At 43.2% G+C, this 16348-nt stretch carries 16 protein-coding genes; 12 read left to right on the forward strand and 4 right to left on the reverse strand.

What is annotated here, in order from left to right; translation table 11 throughout:
- Positions 1–10: 10 nt before the first annotated feature.
- Together BN1691_RS02355 and BN1691_RS02360 are read left to right on the forward strand one after the other, a co-directional pair.
- Positions 11–1327 (forward strand): YheC/YheD family endospore coat-associated protein, encoded by a 1317-nt coding sequence (locus tag BN1691_RS02355; protein ID WP_048600623.1) that lies wholly within the window; start codon positions 11–13, stop codon positions 1325–1327.
- 2 nt (positions 1328–1329) lie between these two features.
- Entirely contained in the window at positions 1330–1809 is a 480-nt protein-coding gene (locus tag BN1691_RS02360; protein WP_048600624.1) for a GNAT family N-acetyltransferase, read from the forward strand.
- A gap of 90 nt (positions 1810–1899) precedes the next feature.
- On the opposite strand, the gene BN1691_RS02365 is transcribed toward BN1691_RS02360, so the two are convergent.
- Positions 1900–2148, reverse strand: a complete 249-nt coding sequence (locus BN1691_RS02365) for a ferredoxin (protein ID WP_048600625.1) — start codon at positions 2146–2148, stop codon at positions 1900–1902.
- 221 nt (positions 2149–2369) lie between these two features.
- Here BN1691_RS02365 and BN1691_RS02370 point away from each other — a divergent pair, with 221 nt between their 5' ends.
- Entirely contained in the window at positions 2370–4067 is a 1698-nt protein-coding gene (locus tag BN1691_RS02370) for a ribonuclease J (protein ID WP_048600626.1), read from the forward strand.
- A 34-nt stretch (positions 4068–4101) separates the two neighbouring features.
- On the opposite strand, the gene BN1691_RS02375 is transcribed toward BN1691_RS02370, so the two are convergent.
- Positions 4102–5031, reverse strand: coding sequence for a M14 family zinc carboxypeptidase (locus BN1691_RS02375; RefSeq protein WP_048600627.1), 930 nt, complete (start codon positions 5029–5031; stop codon positions 4102–4104).
- 174 nt (positions 5032–5205) lie between these two features.
- Between BN1691_RS02375 and BN1691_RS02380 the strand changes: the two genes are divergently transcribed.
- The 6 genes from BN1691_RS02380 to BN1691_RS02405 all read left to right on the forward strand — a co-directional run bounded on the left by BN1691_RS02380 (position 5206) and on the right by BN1691_RS02405 (position 11939).
- On the forward strand, positions 5206–6603 hold the full coding sequence (locus tag BN1691_RS02380) for an amino acid permease (RefSeq protein WP_048600628.1): 1398 nt from the start codon (positions 5206–5208) through the stop codon (positions 6601–6603).
- 118 nt (positions 6604–6721) lie between these two features.
- Positions 6722–8122: a right-handed parallel beta-helix repeat-containing protein gene (locus BN1691_RS02385; RefSeq protein WP_048600629.1), complete on the forward strand. Its 1401-nt coding sequence runs from the start codon at positions 6722–6724 to the stop codon at positions 8120–8122.
- Between the two features lie 200 nt (positions 8123–8322).
- Positions 8323–9741: an amino acid permease gene (locus BN1691_RS02390; RefSeq protein ID WP_048600630.1), complete on the forward strand. Its 1419-nt coding sequence runs from the start codon at positions 8323–8325 to the stop codon at positions 9739–9741.
- A gap of 159 nt (positions 9742–9900) precedes the next feature.
- Positions 9901–10386 carry a nitrous oxide reductase accessory protein NosL gene (locus tag BN1691_RS02395; RefSeq protein ID WP_231638326.1) on the forward strand — a complete coding sequence of 162 codons (486 nt, stop codon included), beginning with the start codon at positions 9901–9903 and terminating at the stop codon, positions 10384–10386.
- 10 nt (positions 10387–10396) lie between these two features.
- The gene (locus BN1691_RS02400) at positions 10397–11221 is read left to right on the forward strand and encodes an ABC transporter permease (protein ID WP_048600631.1); all 825 of its coding nucleotides are present in this window, start codon (positions 10397–10399) and stop codon (positions 11219–11221) included.
- Entirely contained in the window at positions 11214–11939 is a 726-nt protein-coding gene (locus BN1691_RS02405) for an ABC transporter ATP-binding protein (protein WP_082146951.1), read from the forward strand. The genes BN1691_RS02400 and BN1691_RS02405 overlap by 8 nt, the downstream gene beginning before the upstream one ends.
- 72 nt (positions 11940–12011) lie before the next feature.
- Here BN1691_RS02405 and BN1691_RS13815 read toward each other — a convergent pair whose 3' ends face one another.
- Positions 12012–12728: a nitrous oxide reductase accessory protein NosL gene (locus tag BN1691_RS13815; protein ID WP_053083682.1), complete on the reverse strand. Its 717-nt coding sequence runs from the start codon at positions 12726–12728 to the stop codon at positions 12012–12014.
- A gap of 261 nt (positions 12729–12989) precedes the next feature.
- Here BN1691_RS13815 and BN1691_RS02415 point away from each other — a divergent pair, with 261 nt between their 5' ends.
- Genes BN1691_RS02415 through BN1691_RS02425 form a run of 3 tightly spaced genes read left to right on the forward strand, consistent with a single transcriptional unit; the run spans position 12990 to position 16062 of the window.
- A complete protein-coding gene (locus BN1691_RS02415) occupies positions 12990–13970 on the forward strand; it encodes a YncE family protein (RefSeq protein WP_231638331.1) in 981 nt (326 codons plus the stop codon).
- A complete protein-coding gene (locus tag BN1691_RS02420; protein WP_048600633.1) occupies positions 13967–14641 on the forward strand; it encodes a response regulator transcription factor in 675 nt (224 codons plus the stop codon). Before BN1691_RS02415 ends, BN1691_RS02420 begins: the two co-directional genes overlap by 4 nt.
- 2 nt (positions 14642–14643) lie before the next feature.
- Positions 14644–16062: a sensor histidine kinase gene (locus BN1691_RS02425; RefSeq protein ID WP_048600634.1), complete on the forward strand. Its 1419-nt coding sequence runs from the start codon at positions 14644–14646 to the stop codon at positions 16060–16062.
- A gap of 51 nt (positions 16063–16113) precedes the next feature.
- Here BN1691_RS02425 and sda read toward each other — a convergent pair whose 3' ends face one another.
- Positions 16114–16254 carry a sporulation histidine kinase inhibitor Sda gene (gene sda, locus BN1691_RS14010; RefSeq protein ID WP_147545573.1) on the reverse strand — a complete coding sequence of 47 codons (141 nt, stop codon included), beginning with the start codon at positions 16252–16254 and terminating at the stop codon, positions 16114–16116.
- Between the last annotated feature and the right edge of the window lie 94 nt (positions 16255–16348).

A 16348-nucleotide genomic window follows, 5' to 3' on the forward strand; every position in this document is an offset into this window, starting at 1 on the left:
AGGTGGTTGTATGCTCGAAGAAGCATGGATGGTGTACGGTGGGGAGACTCCGATTATCTATCAATCGAACTTAGCATCCATTCTACCCGTTTCCCGTCGCCACACCTGTCTACTAGGTCCATATCAAGAGACTACTGTGAAGCTCTCCTCACAACCTGCAAGAACACCAAGCCAGCCAGAGTTAATCCGTAATCGCATGCTGCTGCGTAAAAATCTTCAAGGAAAGATGGAATTGGGACCCATTATTGCTATCCTCACATCCAAGGGGAAAAATGGCAGTTTTAAAGGTAATCGTAGCAATTATAAGGATATTATGCGAACCGCTCAAGAGCTTGGTGGCCTCGTTTATGTTGTCACACCAGAGGGAGTTGATTTTAAGCAAAAAAAATGCCATGGTTATATCTGGTCCTTCACCTTAAAGCGTTGGCTACAGCTAACCTTTCCCTTTCCTCACATCTTCTATAATCGGATCCCCTATCGCCATGATGAGAGTCAGCCTTTGGTACAGCAATTACTCTCTCGCCTTCAGCAGTTAAAACAGGTCCATCTCTACCCTGACTCCTTTTTTGATAAGTGGCTCTTATTTCAATGGCTACAACAAGATTCGGAGCTTACCCAATACCTTCCTGATACAAAACTGTTAACCAAGGAGAGTTTGCAACAGATGTATCATCGCTACGGCGATCTCTACTTGAAGCCGATTCATGGAAAAGCAGGTCAAGGGATGATTCGAATGACGCAACAAGGAGAGCAAGTTCAGGTGATCCATCAATTGAAGAGTGGTCGCAATCATTGGAAGTTCTCCTCCCTCTCAAAAGCCATGGAGACCATACATCTTCTCACGAAATCGAAGGAGTACCTCGTGCAGCAGGCGATCCCTTTAGCTCAAGTGAAGCAGTCTCCCTTTGATATCCGTATCCTTGTGATGCGTGACGGTCAAGGAAAGTGGAAGGTGACGGGAATTGGTGTACGGGTAGCCGGTCAAGGGGGGATTACCACTCATGTTCCACAAGGGGGACGAATCATCTCATTTCAGCAGATGGTGCAACAGGTCTTCCCTAAACGGAATTATCATGAATTCGAACGGCAAGTAAAACAGATTGCCCTACTTGTTGCCCATAATCTCGAGCGAATTCAGCCCGCACTCGCAGAGTTCTCCATGGATCTTGGCGTGACAGCGCAAGGCTCATTCTGGATTTTTGAAGCCAATGCGAAGCCGATGAAATTTGATGAGCCCCATATTCGGCAGCGTTCTCTTCAGAGACTGATCCAATATGCTCAATACCGTAGTGGATTCCGCGGTAAAACCGGTGGAGGTGCACGCTGATTATGAATATTTTACAATTGTCTGAAGAGCAGTTTTCCAAGCATCGTGGTGCACTTCTCCACTTTATTCAACGCTACGGTGATCAGCGAATTACCTTTCGAGCCATCCGCTGGATCAAGCGGCTACCTGCTTCTAAACTGTCGGAAGCAGGTACGTTCGTCCTTGTTGCTCGATCAGGGAATGAGCTGAAGGCAGTACTTGTAATCGGGGACTATGGAAAGGAAGAAGCATTGGTGGTTGTTCACCCTGACTCTCGTAATGATGGGATAGGTAAAGCGCTCCTCGATCATCTCTTTCGGCGAATCGATCGGGCCTATGGTCGCGTAGCCATCGATAATCTTCCAAGCATGAAGATGTGTTTTGGCATGGGGATGGTAGCGATCCAATTAACCACAGGTCCTACTGGAAAACCTACCCTCTGGTTTGGTATGGGAAAATGGTCGTTAGATGACCTTCCAAAAAGTTCGTTCAAACCAAATTAGGAGGCTAGGATTGATCACAATAAAAAGAGGTTGACCCATTTAGTCGTATTACACGACTAAGTTGAGTCAACCTCTTCTGAATTCCTAATTTTATTCGAATTTGTTTGGATCTCCATCAAATGCTGCTTCAGCTACCTTAATGGAGTCTGTAGGGCAACCTTCAAAAGCATCTTCGAGGTCTTCCTGTAGTTCTTCTGGAACCTCAGCAATACCTTTGTTATCATCAAGAATATTACCAGCAAGACCTTCGTCATCGTAATCAAAGATGTCTGGTGCAGCAGCGCCACATGCTCCACATGCGATGCAAGTATCCTTGTCTACAATTGTATACTTAGCCATTGATATGACCTCCCTATATCTTTGTTGCTCTCAGGTAGAGAACATTACTACTGTTGATATTGTAGCACAAATTTGAAAAATAGGTAAAGAAGTTTTGCTTCATGAAGACTCCTTCCTTTCCTTCCCTAGCTTAGATCTATTATAATGTTAGTATACTTCTACATAATTGAGGTCATGCCAGTTGCTTTCCATAAATACATTATCCAAAAAGGAGGAAAAGAATGAGTAAAGAGAATTCAGTGCGAGTCTTTGCCCTCGGAGGGTTAGACGAAATCGGTAAAAATATGTATGCAGTGGAGTATAAAGATCAGATTTTTGTGGTGGATGCAGGAATTAAGTTTCCCGATGATGACATGTATGGGATCGACTATATTATTCCTGACTTCACCTATTTAATTCAAAACAAACAAAAGGTGAAGGGCCTCTTTCTAACCCACGGCCACGAAGACCATATCGGAGGTATTCCCTATCTATTACGGGAAATCAATCTTCCTATCTATGGAAGTCGCTTCACAATCGGACTCGTTAAGGGGAAAATTGAAGAAGCTCGGCTTAAGCCTCCCACCTATGTGGAAGTAGACGAAGAGAGTGAAGTAAGGTTGGGTGACTTCACCATTCGCTTCTTTAATGTTAACCATAGTATCCCCGATGCACTCGGGATTATTTTTGAAACACCAGAAGGGATCATCGTCCACACTGGTGATTTTAAATTTGATCAGACCCCCATTGGGAAAAAGGCTAGCTATGCTACTCTAGCTGCTTTATCGAAGCAGAATGTACTGGCGCTATTAGCTGATAGTACCAATAGTATGCGCCCTGGCTACACCTTCTCAGACTCGATAATTGGTCAAAATATCATGGAGATCGTAGAACAGGCAACGGGACGAATTATTTTAGCTACATTCGCTTCCAATGTGCATCGCCTACAGCAAGTGGTAGAGGCTGGAGAAAAGGAAGGACGAAAGATTGCCTTAGCAGGCCGAAGTATGGAACGTGTCTTTCAGGTGGGTCAAGAATTAGGGTATATCAATGTACAGAAGGATACCATCGTTCCCCTTAAGAAGGTGAACCAGCTTCCTGACCAGAAGGTGCTAATTATTTCTACCGGGAGCCAAGGTGAACCGATGGCCGCTCTTACCCGAATGGCCAATGGAGCTCACCCTGATATTGAACTACATCATACAGATACCATCATTATCTCTGCTTCCCCCATCCCTGGTAACATCAAGAGCGTATCAAGGGTAATTAACCAATTATCCAAAACAGGTGCCAATATTGTTTATAATTCCAATACGGAAATACATGCCTCTGGACATGGGAGTCAGGAAGAGTTAAAACTAATGTTAAACCTAATCCAGCCCAAATATTTTGTCCCTATCCATGGTGAATACCGGATGCTACACACCCATGCAAAATTGGCAGAAATGACTGGCATCCCTCCTGAGAATATCTTTATCCTTGATAATGGTGATCAGGTTCACTTTACCCGAGATGATGCATGGATTGGTGGGAAGGTCCAAGCAGGTCCTGTCTTTATCGATGGGCGTGGTATCGGTGATATTGGGAATGTGGTAATGCGTGATCGTAAGACGCTATCCCAAGATGGCGTGATCCTACTCGTTGTAGCCATCGATATGAAAAAGCGTCAAATTCTTGCTGGACCCGATATTATTACCCGCGGTTTCGTCTATGTCCGCGAGTCCCAAGAATTAATCGACCAATTACAAGCCCTCGCTCGTGAAACGCTAGAGAAACAGCTATCCAATAAAGTGACAGACTGGGGTCGCTTAAAACAGGCCTTAACCGACCAGATTACACCCTTTGTTCAAGAAAAAACAGGACGGTCTCCGATGTTCTTACCGATCATTTCTGAGATTCGCTTGGAGGACAACCCTTCAGCCAGCAAAGCTGAAGCATAGAGCTATGATTGCTTAATAAGTGTAGAGAAGCCCCTCATGTGCTAATATGAGGGGCTTCTCTTGCAAGCCATAGGACCAGGGGCAGATGGATATGAAGCTCCTCTTGGAAACAATGGAGGGGTAAATGGCGTTCGCCAGGATAGTAGCCTAGTTCAGGTGTAAAGCCTGGTCGCTGAAATGTTTCAATAAACCAGTCGGTATATCCACCACCATTAGGTGATAATTCAGGCTGGACAAGACGGTAACCACTTCGCATCGCAAATTGGTTGGCTAATCGACAATCTCGCGCCAATGTTTGAGGAGAGTTATGAAAGTACCAATAGAGTACCTTCCCCGCTGAATGATATGCCAAGGCTAGCCTTGGCTCAATGGCATATGTGAGTTCTACTAGCCATTTCGCCTCATTAGCCTCCAATGGTTTCCTCCCTTTATACTGCTTATAGCAAGGACGCCCCATATCATCTTGAATCTCTGCCCAGCGTGCAGGGTATTGGCGATTTAAATCGATCCCCTCACCATTAGCCTTCCAACGTGTAAAATCACGGGAACCAAGATTAAACTCCAGTAGTTGTTGATGAACCCTTATTGGAAACGCTTGAACACCAAATTGCTGAAGAGTGACACCATCTGGGTTTACCATTGGAACGATCCAGAGGGTAACTTCCTCTAGCAATTGACGGAGGTCTAGCTGCTCATATACTTCTTGCTTCATCACTAGTCGGCTGTATTCCTCCACCATTTTCATAAGCAATAGACTGGTTAACCACTCGCGACCATGATGAGCACCATTCAAGAATAATGGCACCGCTCCTTTTCCGAGACGGAGGCACCAGATCTCCCGATTATAAATTGTTTTACCTAATGAATCGTAAGCGATCCATTTTGGATAGGCTAAGGCTAGTGCCTGCAAATTGATACAGAGCTTCTCATAGGTATACATGGATTGAGTCTGCACAATTCTCACTTCTTTTCCTCCTCATCTCGTCCTTCCAATAGATCATCCAGCACGCTTCTCGAAAGAAATAGACAGATTATTTTTTTTGATTGTTAATGTGATCCTATGGGTTTACAATATGTTTGATCCGCTTAACGTACTTGCCAAGCTTCATCTTATCAAGATGGAAACGGGGAATACACCATGAAAAATCGTCAGCTTGGTTTTTTTATCTTAACGGCAATGGTAATTGGCAATATGGTTGGTTCAGGTACGTTTATGCTTCCACGAACACTGGCTGAGGTTGCCAGTCCTGCAGGTGTTTTATGGGCTTGGGGTATAACCGGATTTGGCGTATTTATGCTGGCATTGGTTTATGGTAATTTGGCGATTCGGAAGCCAGGGATCACTGGTGGACCGCAAATCTATGCCAAGGAATTATTTTCCCAGCATCCAAAACGTGCGCGCCTCAGTGGTTTTATTGTCACTTGGGGGTACTGGGTAGCCGATTTCGTTGGAGTGGTTGCAATTCTTATTACCTTTGCAAGTTATCTTTCTACTTTCTTTCCCATCCTTACCAGCCAAGCAATCCTCATGGAGATCGGAACATTTCAATTAAGAGTGGGTAATGCCCTTACCTTCCTTGTCTGTTCTGGCCTTCTTTGGCTAATTGTTGGCACAATCTTACTTGGTATGGATACAGCTGGGCGGGTCAATTTTATTGCTACATTTACGAAAATACTAGGATTTCTCTTCTTCATTGGCGTCACACTCTTCACCTTTGACATCAATAACGTTGTTCCTTTAGTTCAACCGCGATTTGATGAGGTGGGCGTACCCGTATCATTGTTCGGTCAAGTAAATCACGCTGCGATCTCCACCTTATGGGCATTTGCTGGGATTGAGTCAGCTCTCGTTTTATCTGACCGTGTCAAACGAGCATCCGATGTAAAATGGGCTACTGTTACCGGCCTCTTGATTGCTACGTTGATCTATATTGGCATTACTCTATTAGTGATGGGCAATATGGGACAAGAAGAGTTAATCCAATCAGAAAAGCCATTGGCCGATGCCTTAATTCATGCTATTGGCCCTTCCGGTGGCTATATCATTTCCCTCCTCGGTTGTGTGGCCATCCTAGGTACATCCATTGGTTGGATTATGATCGCTGCTGAGGTTCCCCATCAAGCTGCGAAAAATGGCATGTTTTTACGATTTTTTCTACCAACAAACAAAGCGCAAGTACCACATCGCTCTTTATTGCTATCTTGTGGCTTAACACAGATTTTTCTCTTTTCCACCATCTCGCAATCAATGGCACGTGTCTTTGATCTGTTTGTCTTCGTCTCCATCCTCACATACTTATTGCCACTGGGCATCGCATCCTTCTATCAGCTCAAGCTCGTCTTCACAGGTGAAACCTATGAAAAGGAGCGAGGGAGACGCTGGGTTGATGGCATTATTAGCACACTTGCATCGCTATACTCCGTCTGGCTTGTTATCACAGGTACAGCGGACCCTATTGGATTCCTTCTAGGTATCCTTTTACTGGTCAGTGGGTTGCTCTTTTATCCACTCCTCCCCAAAAAAAAGATATCCTAATAAAAACTATCTTGAGAAGCACCTGTTTGCGGCAGGTGCTTCTTTTGTTCCACTTCGTATTTTCTTCACAGTTTTATGGTACAGTTACCCTATATTCTTCGAGCAGGAGGAGAGGATTATGGGTTACACAAGGAAAAAGAGCACCTCAAATCTACTATTGTCACAGTTGTTAACTGTACTCATAGTATTGAACACCTCATTTCCCATGGTGACAGGTGCCGATTCAGAACCACAGAGGGAATTGGTGACTCCAAAGCAGTCACTTCAACAGGTCATCGATGATGCTCAGCCTAACAGTACCCTAATCCTGTCAGCAGGCAACTATCAAGGGCCGATCCAGATTAATAAGCCGATCCATCTAAAAGGAAATGGTGCTGTTATTACAGGGATGGGAACCGGACATGTAATTCAGATTGAGGCAGATTTTGTAACACTAGAAGGCTTATTCATTCAGGAGAGTGGTCTCGGTTCCCGCGATGCTGGGATCTATGCAGAGGGCTCCCACTTCATTTTCGCTGATCTCACCATTAACCAGGTGAAACACGGAGTTTATCTTAATCAAGCAAAGGATGTGGTCATCAAGACTAGTACCATCTCTAGTTACCCTGACCACTTCTCAAAGCGGGGAAATGGAATCCACGTAGCAGGAACAGAACAGGTAAATATCCTACAGAATAAGATCACGGGTGTCCAAGATGGGATCTATTTGGAATACGCAAAAAAGGTTGGAATAACCGGTAATGAGATTAGCAATTCCCGCTATGGTACTCATTTTATGTTCTCAGAGAACACACAAGCTATAGAAAATTACTTTCATCATAATATTACGGGTTTTATGGTGATGTATTCCAATCATTTAGAGCTCAATCAGAACCTGATTTCCCATCATCTTCATTATCGAGGGTATGGCACCATGATCTATGAAGCTGATCAAATTCAGTTTATGAGCAATCAATTGGTTCAGAACAGTAATGCCCTTGCTTTAGAGAATGCTCAAGAGCTCACCATTGCGGAGAATCAAATTACAGGCAATCATACCGGATTACTGCTGCTTCAAGTAAATAATGAGCTCCAAATTAAGCGGAATCAATGGATAGGAAATATGATTCAAATCCGCCTTGGGTCAGCTGATGCTTCTCCTGTTCCAGATGGAAGCCTACAGGATAATTATTGGGATGGATATCAGGGAAGAGATTTGGACCACAATGGATTTGGTGATAGCCCATACTTTGCTTACTCCTCTACCGGTGACTTCATCATGGAAATTCCAGCGTTTCAACTCTTTTTTCAAAGCCCTGCTATGCAATTCTGGTCAGCGATCAATGAACAAATGCTTAATCCTACCATGATCAAAGGAATGGATCCTTCTCCACAAATGGCTCCCTTCTTACATTGGGGGCAAAATCAGTCTATAGGTAAATCCGCTCACTTTCCTATAACACTCCTACTTTTCAGTGGGTTACTTTTAATGATTGTTTTGGCGCTACTAAATTGGGCGAGAGTAGAGAAATTGAGCTAGATCAGCTCTAGATCTAAAGATTGCCATAATATATTCTTATATTTTCCCGTTTCAACATTGAGAAACCATTTTTAATTAACTATATTAAAGATGATCCTATTCATCTTAAACAAAAAACAGAGTAAATCTTCACCCCTTCATCATCCCTAAAAGATAAGTTGCGTGCGCTTGCACAAAAACTAACAAAAGGGGATAAATGAATGGAACAGGAACAGCAAAAGATGGGGTTTTGGCTACTAACAGCCCTCGTTGTTGGTAATATGGGCGGATCAGGTATCTTTATGTTGCCACGAACCCTCGCAGCCGTAGCAAGTCCATTAGGTGTTTTACTGGCTTGGAGTTTTACCGCTTTGGGTGTACTAATGTTAGCTTTGGTTTATGGAAATCTATCACTTCGTAAACCAGACATTACTGGCGGACCACAAATCTATGCCAAGGAGCTCTTCCAGAACAAACGCCGTTCTCTCCTCGGTGGATTTTTGGTGACTTGGGGCTACTGGGTTGCAGACTTCATTGGAGTGGTAGCTATGCTAATCACTTTCACCAGTTATCTGTCTGCAATCTTCCCGATTCTATCTAGTAAAGAAATTATATGGTCTCTCGGTTCCTTTGACTTGTACCTAGGTAATTTTCTGTCCTTTCTCATTGCGTCTCTACTCTTATGGTTAATCACATTTACGATTTGGCGAGGCATGGAGACTGCTGGTAAGGTGAACTTTATCGCGACCTTAACAAAGGTTCTTGGCTTCCTTTTCTTTATTGTGGTTGCCATCTATTCCTTTGATGCCAGCTACTTCTTTCCTCTAGATCAACCGCGCTACAACGATGCAGGAGAAGTCGTGAGTGTTTTTGGCCAGGTGAACCATGCTGCTATTTCTACATTGTGGGCATTTGCTGGAATTGAGTCAGCTGTCGTCTTCTCTGATCGTGCCAAACGAAAAAGTGATATTAGAAAGGCGACGATTACTGGACTCTTTATCACAACCATCCTCTATGTAGGGATCACATTGCTCGTTATGGGTACCATGCCCCAATCCCAATTAATTGTTTCGGAGAAGCCATTAGCGGATGCCATGTATAATGTGGTTGGGTCTGCAGGAAGTAGTATCATTGCCATTCTAGGCTGTATTGCCATTGTAGGGACAACCATCGGTTGGGTTATGATCTCAGCAGAGGTTCCCTATCAAGCAGCAAAAAATGGGATGTTCATCGAGAAATTCGCCAAAGAGAATCGTCGAAAAGCGCCAGTCTTTTCCTTGTTTCTTTCTTGCTCCTTAAGCCAACTTTTTCTTTTCTCTGCCATTTCTCAATCCATGGCACAAGTGTTTGACTTTATCGTCTTTGTCTCCATCCTAACCTACCTATTGCCATTAGGCATGGGACCCATCTACCAGCTGAAACTGGTGATAAGCGGAGAAACCTATGAAAAAGATAAAAGAGCTCGTACCATCGATGGTATCATCTCCTTTATCGCTGCGATCTACTTTACCTGGCTGGTCTTGACAGGTACATCCGATATGAAAGGCTTCATCCTCGGTATCTGTCTCATCTTATCCGCCTTCATCTTCTACCCACTGTTGAAGCTTCCGCCCAAGGAGAATCAACAGCGTAGTAAGTAAACAGGCAACCCTAGTATGTAACAATAGAAGTTACTCTTTGGAGTTCAACATGGTTGAACTCCTTTTTTTGTCTTAAAGATTCGGAATTTCGCACTTTCTTCACATTTTCCTGTTACATTGACGATGTGTCTAATTTGTGACGAAGTAAGGAGGTATACCATGTATATTAAACAAAAAAGAGTACTTCTAACGCTACTGATGCTGACGACCATTCTCATCCTGGGTACTGCCTGTAGCAATGATAGTACCTATCCACCAGAGTCGATCAACCCAGAAGTGGATGTTTGTGCAGTCTGTAATATGTCACTTGTTCACGATGAACATATCACACAATTAATAACAAAGGATAAGACTGCCTATAAATTTGATGATATTGGCTGTATGGTTCAGTTTATTGAAGCAGGGGAAAAGAACAGCCTCGATTTAGGTGCTGTCTATGTGAAAGATACCGATAATAATCAGTGGATTGAATGGACCAATGCTGTCCATGTTTACCACCCTGACATTTGGACACCCATGGCCTATGGGGTGATTAGTTTTAGTAATGAAGAGTCTGCACGGAGGTACATGATGGAATATCCTGATGCTGAGCTAATTACCACACCTCAGTTATTTGAGCATAACTGGTTTGAGCTAGTGAAATGAGGGTGCGATGATGAGAAAGCTTCGATCCGTTGCACGCCAAGAGCTATTGATGCTGATCAAAAGCAGGTGGATCCTCCACTATTCCATTCTTTTTGCTATTCTTGCCCTGATTATTTCAATGATTGGTACGCGAGCATATTCAGGCTATGATGGGTTCACGATCAGCACTGCAAATTTACTTAACCTCTCACTATTACTAGTGCCATTAATTGCACTCCTATTTGGTAGTATGAACTGGGCTGGTGAACAGGAGGATGGTTGGCTCCCCCTTCTCCGTACCTATCCTTTGAGTAGACTTAGTCTAATCGGTGGTAAATATTTGGGCCTACTCTTGGGCATGGTAATGGTTATTTCCATAGGTTATGCCATTTCAGGATTCTTTTTTGTCTTTCAAGGTGCTACTTTCCCTGTTCAGACATTTCTCACCTTTTGGAGTGCTTCCATCATCCTGGCAGCGATTTTTCTTGCCATAGCCATTATGCTTGGAGCCTGGAGTAAGAATCGCTTACAGGCAATGGGGACAAGCTTAATCATCTGGGCTTGGCTTCTCTTATTCTATGAATTCTTCCTATTTATATTGGCTACATGGCTACCAAAAACATGGATTCTTCCTTTTCTTGTGGTCTCTCTTTACTTTAATCCCGTAGAGCTCGTTCGCTCCTGGGTTATCTTATCTATGGGCAGCGGCATCCTCTTCGGACCCGAGCTCTACTCATTTGTTACCTGGAGTGAAGCCTGGGTAGGACAGCTTCTCTATTTAGGTGTAGCAATACTTTGGATCATCATCCCATTGTTTTTTACCCTGATAATGGAGAGGAGAACCCAAGATGAGTGAAGGATACATTCTTGAAGTAGAGAATATTAGTAAATCATTTCATAACCAAGTCAAGCTAGCCCCCATCTCATTTCAAGTGCGAGAAGGTGAGGTTCTAGCTCTATGTGGCGGTAATGGTGCTGGAAAGAGCACATTACTCAAGATCATCGTCGGTATGCTTAAGCCAACCACAGGGAGGATCCTACTTCAGGGCGAGACATTCTCTTCGCTCGCTATTAAGAAGCGCCAGCTCTTTGGCTATTTCCCTGATCAAATCCGTTATCCCATTCATTTAACTGCCAGGGAGATCTTATGCTACCTTGCTCGATTACAAGATGCTCCACTTTACCGCGTACCTGAAGTATTAGAGTTGGTTGGCCTTACCTCCCATCAAGATGAGAGGGTGCGTACTTTCTCCAAGGGGATGCAGCAAAGACTAGGGTTAGCTCAGAGTTTACTTACCGATCCACCATTACTCATCTTTGATGAACCGACCAATGGCTTGGACCCCATCTGGGTTCACCATTTTAAGCAGATCGTTCGTCAGCTTCAGCAGAATGGCAAGACCATTCTCTTTACATCTCATATCCTACACGATGTGGAGGAATTAGCGGACCGTGTTGCTTTAATGAATGAGGGTAAGCTCCTTGTACTAGGGAGCTTAGCAGAGCTACGGCAGCAGGATGGCGTGTTGATGTCATGGGAGGATCTATTCTTCCACTATCTTCAGTCCACTTAAACGGCATATAAAAAGAGCATGGCTGTTAACCATGCTCTTTTTCGCCAGTCTATTCCTTACTTGTACTCTTGCTTAATGACCACTATGGTCTTGGTCATCTTGCTTCTCTTCTTGCTGATGTTCTCCATGATCGTCAGTACCATGTTCACTATTATCCTGATTCATTTGACTCTCTTGCATTTTTTTCATTTTCTTTTCCCAACGTTCCTTAGAAACCTGATCAATTTCGGCTTTATCTGCTAAGAGCTCTGCTTCTACATCTTGATGCGTATCAACATAAGCTTGAGCGTCCTCTGCTCCAGTGAAGAAGGCATAACCATATTTCATCGGCGTTAGAATATTAGCTGAAACAGCGATGGCTTCTTCATATTCAACCCATTCCAACGTATTTAAGTCTCGCACCCATTCATGAGCTACCTCAGCTTCTAAGGTACGTTGAAAATTAAGCATGCAACCTACATCATCAAAGAAATAGTGTGTACCATCTGCAGTGACTAGTTGTGCTGTAAAAGCACCCATTTCATGATCATCATGGTAGACTACCATATTACAAAATGCACACTTTTCGTCTGCACCGGGCTCTTGTGGAGTGAAGATGGCATCCGCTTCTGTTTTTTCAGCTAGATTCTCTGCAGCTTCATGACTTTCTTGTTGTTGAGCCATAGCTGCTTCAGTGGCAGAATTGTTTGTTGTGTTCGGTGTAGTGTTACTCTCACTATTTCCACAGGCTGTAACCAATAGTAAAGCACTCATCGTTACGAATAGGATAAAAATGCGTGAAAATTTCATACAAATCCTCCTTATTTTCAACTATTGTTACCATAGTTAACGTAGCAAATGTTTTTGAGGATTGTGTGAACTTTTCTCCAAAAAAGCACGAAGTGTACCAAACTATTGAGCCTAAATAATAGAGCCCATCATTTCCTTTGAAGTGGAGGACTTCTTTCGAAAGAATGTTAAAATAGAGGTGAAATATCCTGCTTCATCATTTGGTCCAATTTCGAAGTCTGCTCCAATTGATCATGTAAGCAGAAAGGAGGTATTTCATTGGTGAAACGTCTTTCCCTACTTGTTACATCGTTATTCTTCATACTTATTCTTTCTAGTTGTGGTAAAGAGAGCTTTCAACCACTATTAACTAAGCAACCAGTATTATTGGTTTTTAACCAAGGAGATCATACGCTCTCCTTTATAGAACGCTCTTCCTTTCAAGAGATCACACGTTGGCAATGGAAAGAAGCAATTACAGGAGGGTTGCTGTTCCCTGATCAGGACCATCTCTTATTATACGGAAAGGATCTATCCTACATTATGATTTACTCACTCTCTACCGGTGAGGAGATCACCAGATGGCCTGTCGGTACTGGAATTACCAATGCTGCCCTCTCACATGACGGTACGACCATCTATCTCACCGATCACGAGAAAAATTCCTTGCGTTTTTTTTCACTTGAAGGCCATGAAATCAAGGAATTACAAGGTGGTGAACGACCTTATACATTACTTGTAGGTCCTGATTATCTCTTTGTTTATCACTTTTACGATGATATGATCGGAAGGGTGAATCTCACTGAGATGAATTATGATCAAACCTTCCCTTCATCCCCTTTTCCCTTTGGCGGCTTATACCGAATTGATGAGAATGAGCTTTGGGTTGGAGGTCATGGAGCAGGTTCAGAAGTGGAGGAAGCGGTTACCATTTTCAATACGATAGATGGTAGTATCAAAACAACCATTCAAACACCTTATATGCCCATCGCTTTTGCTGAATGGGGAGACTTCGTTTATGTGCTGAGCCATGGAACAAGCACACTCTATCAGGTGGATGCAGAGAGCAAGCGTGTTGTAAATTCCTTGCAGGTAGGTAGTAATTCATCGAGCTTGATTGCAGATCATGAGTATCTCTATGTTACTAGTCTAGATAGTAATGAGCTCTATGTAATACATCCGTCGAAGTTGCAGATTGAAAACACAATTCAAGTAGGTAAACAGCCCTTCCAGCTAATCCTACGAGAGGAAGATGAATCATGAACCAATTGCCCATTCTAATCGCAGATGACGAAGCAGAGATGCGTGAGCTAATCGCTCTCTACCTACAACGTGAGGGCTATGCTGTTGTGGAAGCATCCAATGGCTTCGAAGTCCTACAACTATTGAAGAATCATGAGGTAGCCCTTATCCTTCTTGACATCATGATGCCCCAGCTTGATGGAATGAGTACTTGTGTAAAGATACGTGAGGTCTCCAATGTCCCTGTTATTTTTGTGACTGCACGCGGTGATGAATGGGATACGATCCATGGTTTACGAATTGGAGCGGACGATTACATTAGTAAACCATTCAGCCCTCATGAACTAGTAGCACGAATTGAAGCTGTTCTACGTAGAACGCAAAAAATCGAACATGAAGAAGAGACAACCAATTATGGTCCTATCTCCATTGATGAAAAAGGGCGCTTGGTCAAACTGAATGGGCAATTAATCACATTAACCTTGAAGGAATTCGATCTGCTTCTCACCTTTTGTCAGCATGAGGGTCAAGTACTTAGTCGCGAACAGTTACTGAATAAAGTATGGGGCTATGATTACTATGGAACAGTACGTACTGTCGATACTCATGTGAAGACGCTCCGCTTAAAGCTAGGAAAAGAAGCATCATTAATCCAAACAGTCTGGGGAATTGGTTATAAATTTGAGGTGTAATGATGAAAAAGTTAACACTTTCATTACAACAGAAGCTATGGCTAACCATCAGTGCAACTTTTATTATTGCACTCTTGCTCTCCTATGGGCTTGTACAGTTTTTCTATGAACGGCTCTATGTAGATGGTGTTGAAAACTCCTTGCTATACGAAGGGAAGCAGTTAGTCCAAGAGTATCATGGTGGTCCTGTTAAAGAGGTACTAGGTGAGAAGGTAGAATGGTATAATCGCATCTCTGAAGCAGAGATTTTTCTTGTGGAAAATCCTCGGGAGCTAAGTGCTTGCTTACCCTTTGATATTCAATATGACTCCTTAATCAGCGGTGAGGAACGAGCAGAACTCTTACAAGGGAAAGCGCTGACCAAACGCAGCTATGAACCCCGATTTGAGCGGGATATTCTTGCCGTCATGGTCCCTCTATTAGAAGAGAATCGATTGGCGGGCGTGCTCTACCTCTATGTTCCCCTCGCCTCTATCCAAGAGACATTACAAAACGCTCAGCATATCTTAATTCTTTCTGCCATTCTCTTGATTGGTATCGCACTCTTGATGGGGCAACGAATTGCTTCTTACCTTACAAGGTCATTAAAGTCCATGGAAAAAATCGCTTTAGAAATGGCGAAGGGTAATTTTTCTGATAAGATTACCATCCCTACTGAGGACGAAGTAGGACGCTTAGGTATGGCTTTCAACATCATGTCGGATGCATTACAAAGTGAAGATGAGCGTAAGAAGGAATTCCTTGCCAATGTCTCCCATGAATTGCGAACACCCATCAGTTATATTCAAGGGTATAGCGAAGCGCTTCTCGATGGTGTTGTCTCCTCTGAAGAGCAGGAACAGAAATACCTTCGTTTAATTCGACGTGAGGCAGGTCGAATGGAACGGCTGGTTCGGGATCTCCTTGACTTGGCTACATTGGAAGGGGATTATCCACTGCAACAAACCGCCTTACCCTTTGCCCAACTCATTACCGAGGTGGCAGATACTCTATTGCCGCATATTGAAATGAAAAAACAGCATTTACATCTCCAATTAGATCATGACGTGATTGTTTTTGGTGATGAGGATCGATTGGAACAGGTTATCCACAATTTATTGACCAATGCCAATCGCTATACACCTGAGGGAGGAATGATCAAGCTCTCCTTACGACAAGAGGATGAACAAGCACTCTTAGCTATCTCCGATACTGGAATTGGTATTCCTGCAGATGATCTTCCGCGAATTGGTGAACGTTTCTTCCGTGTAGATAAGGGACGTAGTCGACAAGAAGGGGGAACTGGTTTAGGACTGGCAATTGTGAAGCAGATCGTGATTCGTCATCATGGTACCTTGGAGATCCAAAGTGAATGGCAAAAAGGAACGACCATTACAATTGCTTTACCTACTTTTCGTGGCAATGTAGAGGAGAAAAAATAAAGAACATCTTCATATTCATAGGTCTTAGTAACTGGGAATAGCCATCATTGTTCATTCTCCAATGGCTTCCTGTAAGGTTAGATTACGTCGTTCAATCTCTCGGTATAATAGATGGATAAACTCTAAATCTAATTGAAGCTCCACCGCTTTAAAATATGCTTCAATTAAAGATTGATCGCTTATCACAGTCACTGGTATCCCTCCACTTCCATAATTTGCTTAATCATATCATAGATAAATTTGTGGAACAAGCGTTCTGTTATCCACAGATTTATGTGGATAATAT

Origin of the sequence: Rubeoparvulum massiliense, assembly GCF_001049895.1 — a bacterium.
Taxonomy (GTDB): Bacteria; Bacillota; Bacilli; order Rubeoparvulales; family Rubeoparvulaceae; genus Rubeoparvulum; species Rubeoparvulum massiliense.

What these genes read in the sequence shown, in the direction of transcription:
- BN1691_RS02380 (WP_048600628.1), top strand. Translation starts at nt 5,206, where the DNA reads ATGAAAAATCGTCAGCTTGGTTTTTTTATCTTAACGGCAATGGTAATT.
- BN1691_RS02400 (WP_048600631.1), top strand. Translation starts at nt 10,397, where the DNA reads ATGAGAAAGCTTCGATCCGTTGCACGCCAAGAGCTATTGATGCTGATC.
- BN1691_RS02425 (WP_048600634.1), top strand. Translation starts at nt 14,644, where the DNA reads ATGAAAAAGTTAACACTTTCATTACAACAGAAGCTATGGCTAACCATC.
- BN1691_RS02420 (WP_048600633.1), top strand. Translation starts at nt 13,967, where the DNA reads ATGAACCAATTGCCCATTCTAATCGCAGATGACGAAGCAGAGATGCGT.
- BN1691_RS02360 (WP_048600624.1), top strand. Translation starts at nt 1,330, where the DNA reads ATGAATATTTTACAATTGTCTGAAGAGCAGTTTTCCAAGCATCGTGGT.
- BN1691_RS02390 (WP_048600630.1), top strand. Translation starts at nt 8,323, where the DNA reads ATGGAACAGGAACAGCAAAAGATGGGGTTTTGGCTACTAACAGCCCTC.
- BN1691_RS02370 (WP_048600626.1), top strand. Translation starts at nt 2,370, where the DNA reads ATGAGTAAAGAGAATTCAGTGCGAGTCTTTGCCCTCGGAGGGTTAGAC.
- BN1691_RS02355 (WP_048600623.1), top strand. Translation starts at nt 11, where the DNA reads ATGCTCGAAGAAGCATGGATGGTGTACGGTGGGGAGACTCCGATTATC.
- BN1691_RS02395 (WP_231638326.1), top strand. Translation starts at nt 9,901, where the DNA reads ATGTATATTAAACAAAAAAGAGTACTTCTAACGCTACTGATGCTGACG.
- BN1691_RS02405 (WP_082146951.1), top strand. Translation starts at nt 11,214, where the DNA reads ATGAGTGAAGGATACATTCTTGAAGTAGAGAATATTAGTAAATCATTT.
- BN1691_RS02365 (WP_048600625.1), bottom strand. Translation starts at nt 2,148, where the DNA reads ATGGCTAAGTATACAATTGTAGACAAGGATACTTGCATCGCATGTGGA.
- BN1691_RS02385 (WP_048600629.1), top strand. Translation starts at nt 6,722, where the DNA reads ATGGGTTACACAAGGAAAAAGAGCACCTCAAATCTACTATTGTCACAG.
- BN1691_RS13815 (WP_053083682.1), bottom strand. Translation starts at nt 12,728, where the DNA reads ATGAAATTTTCACGCATTTTTATCCTATTCGTAACGATGAGTGCTTTA.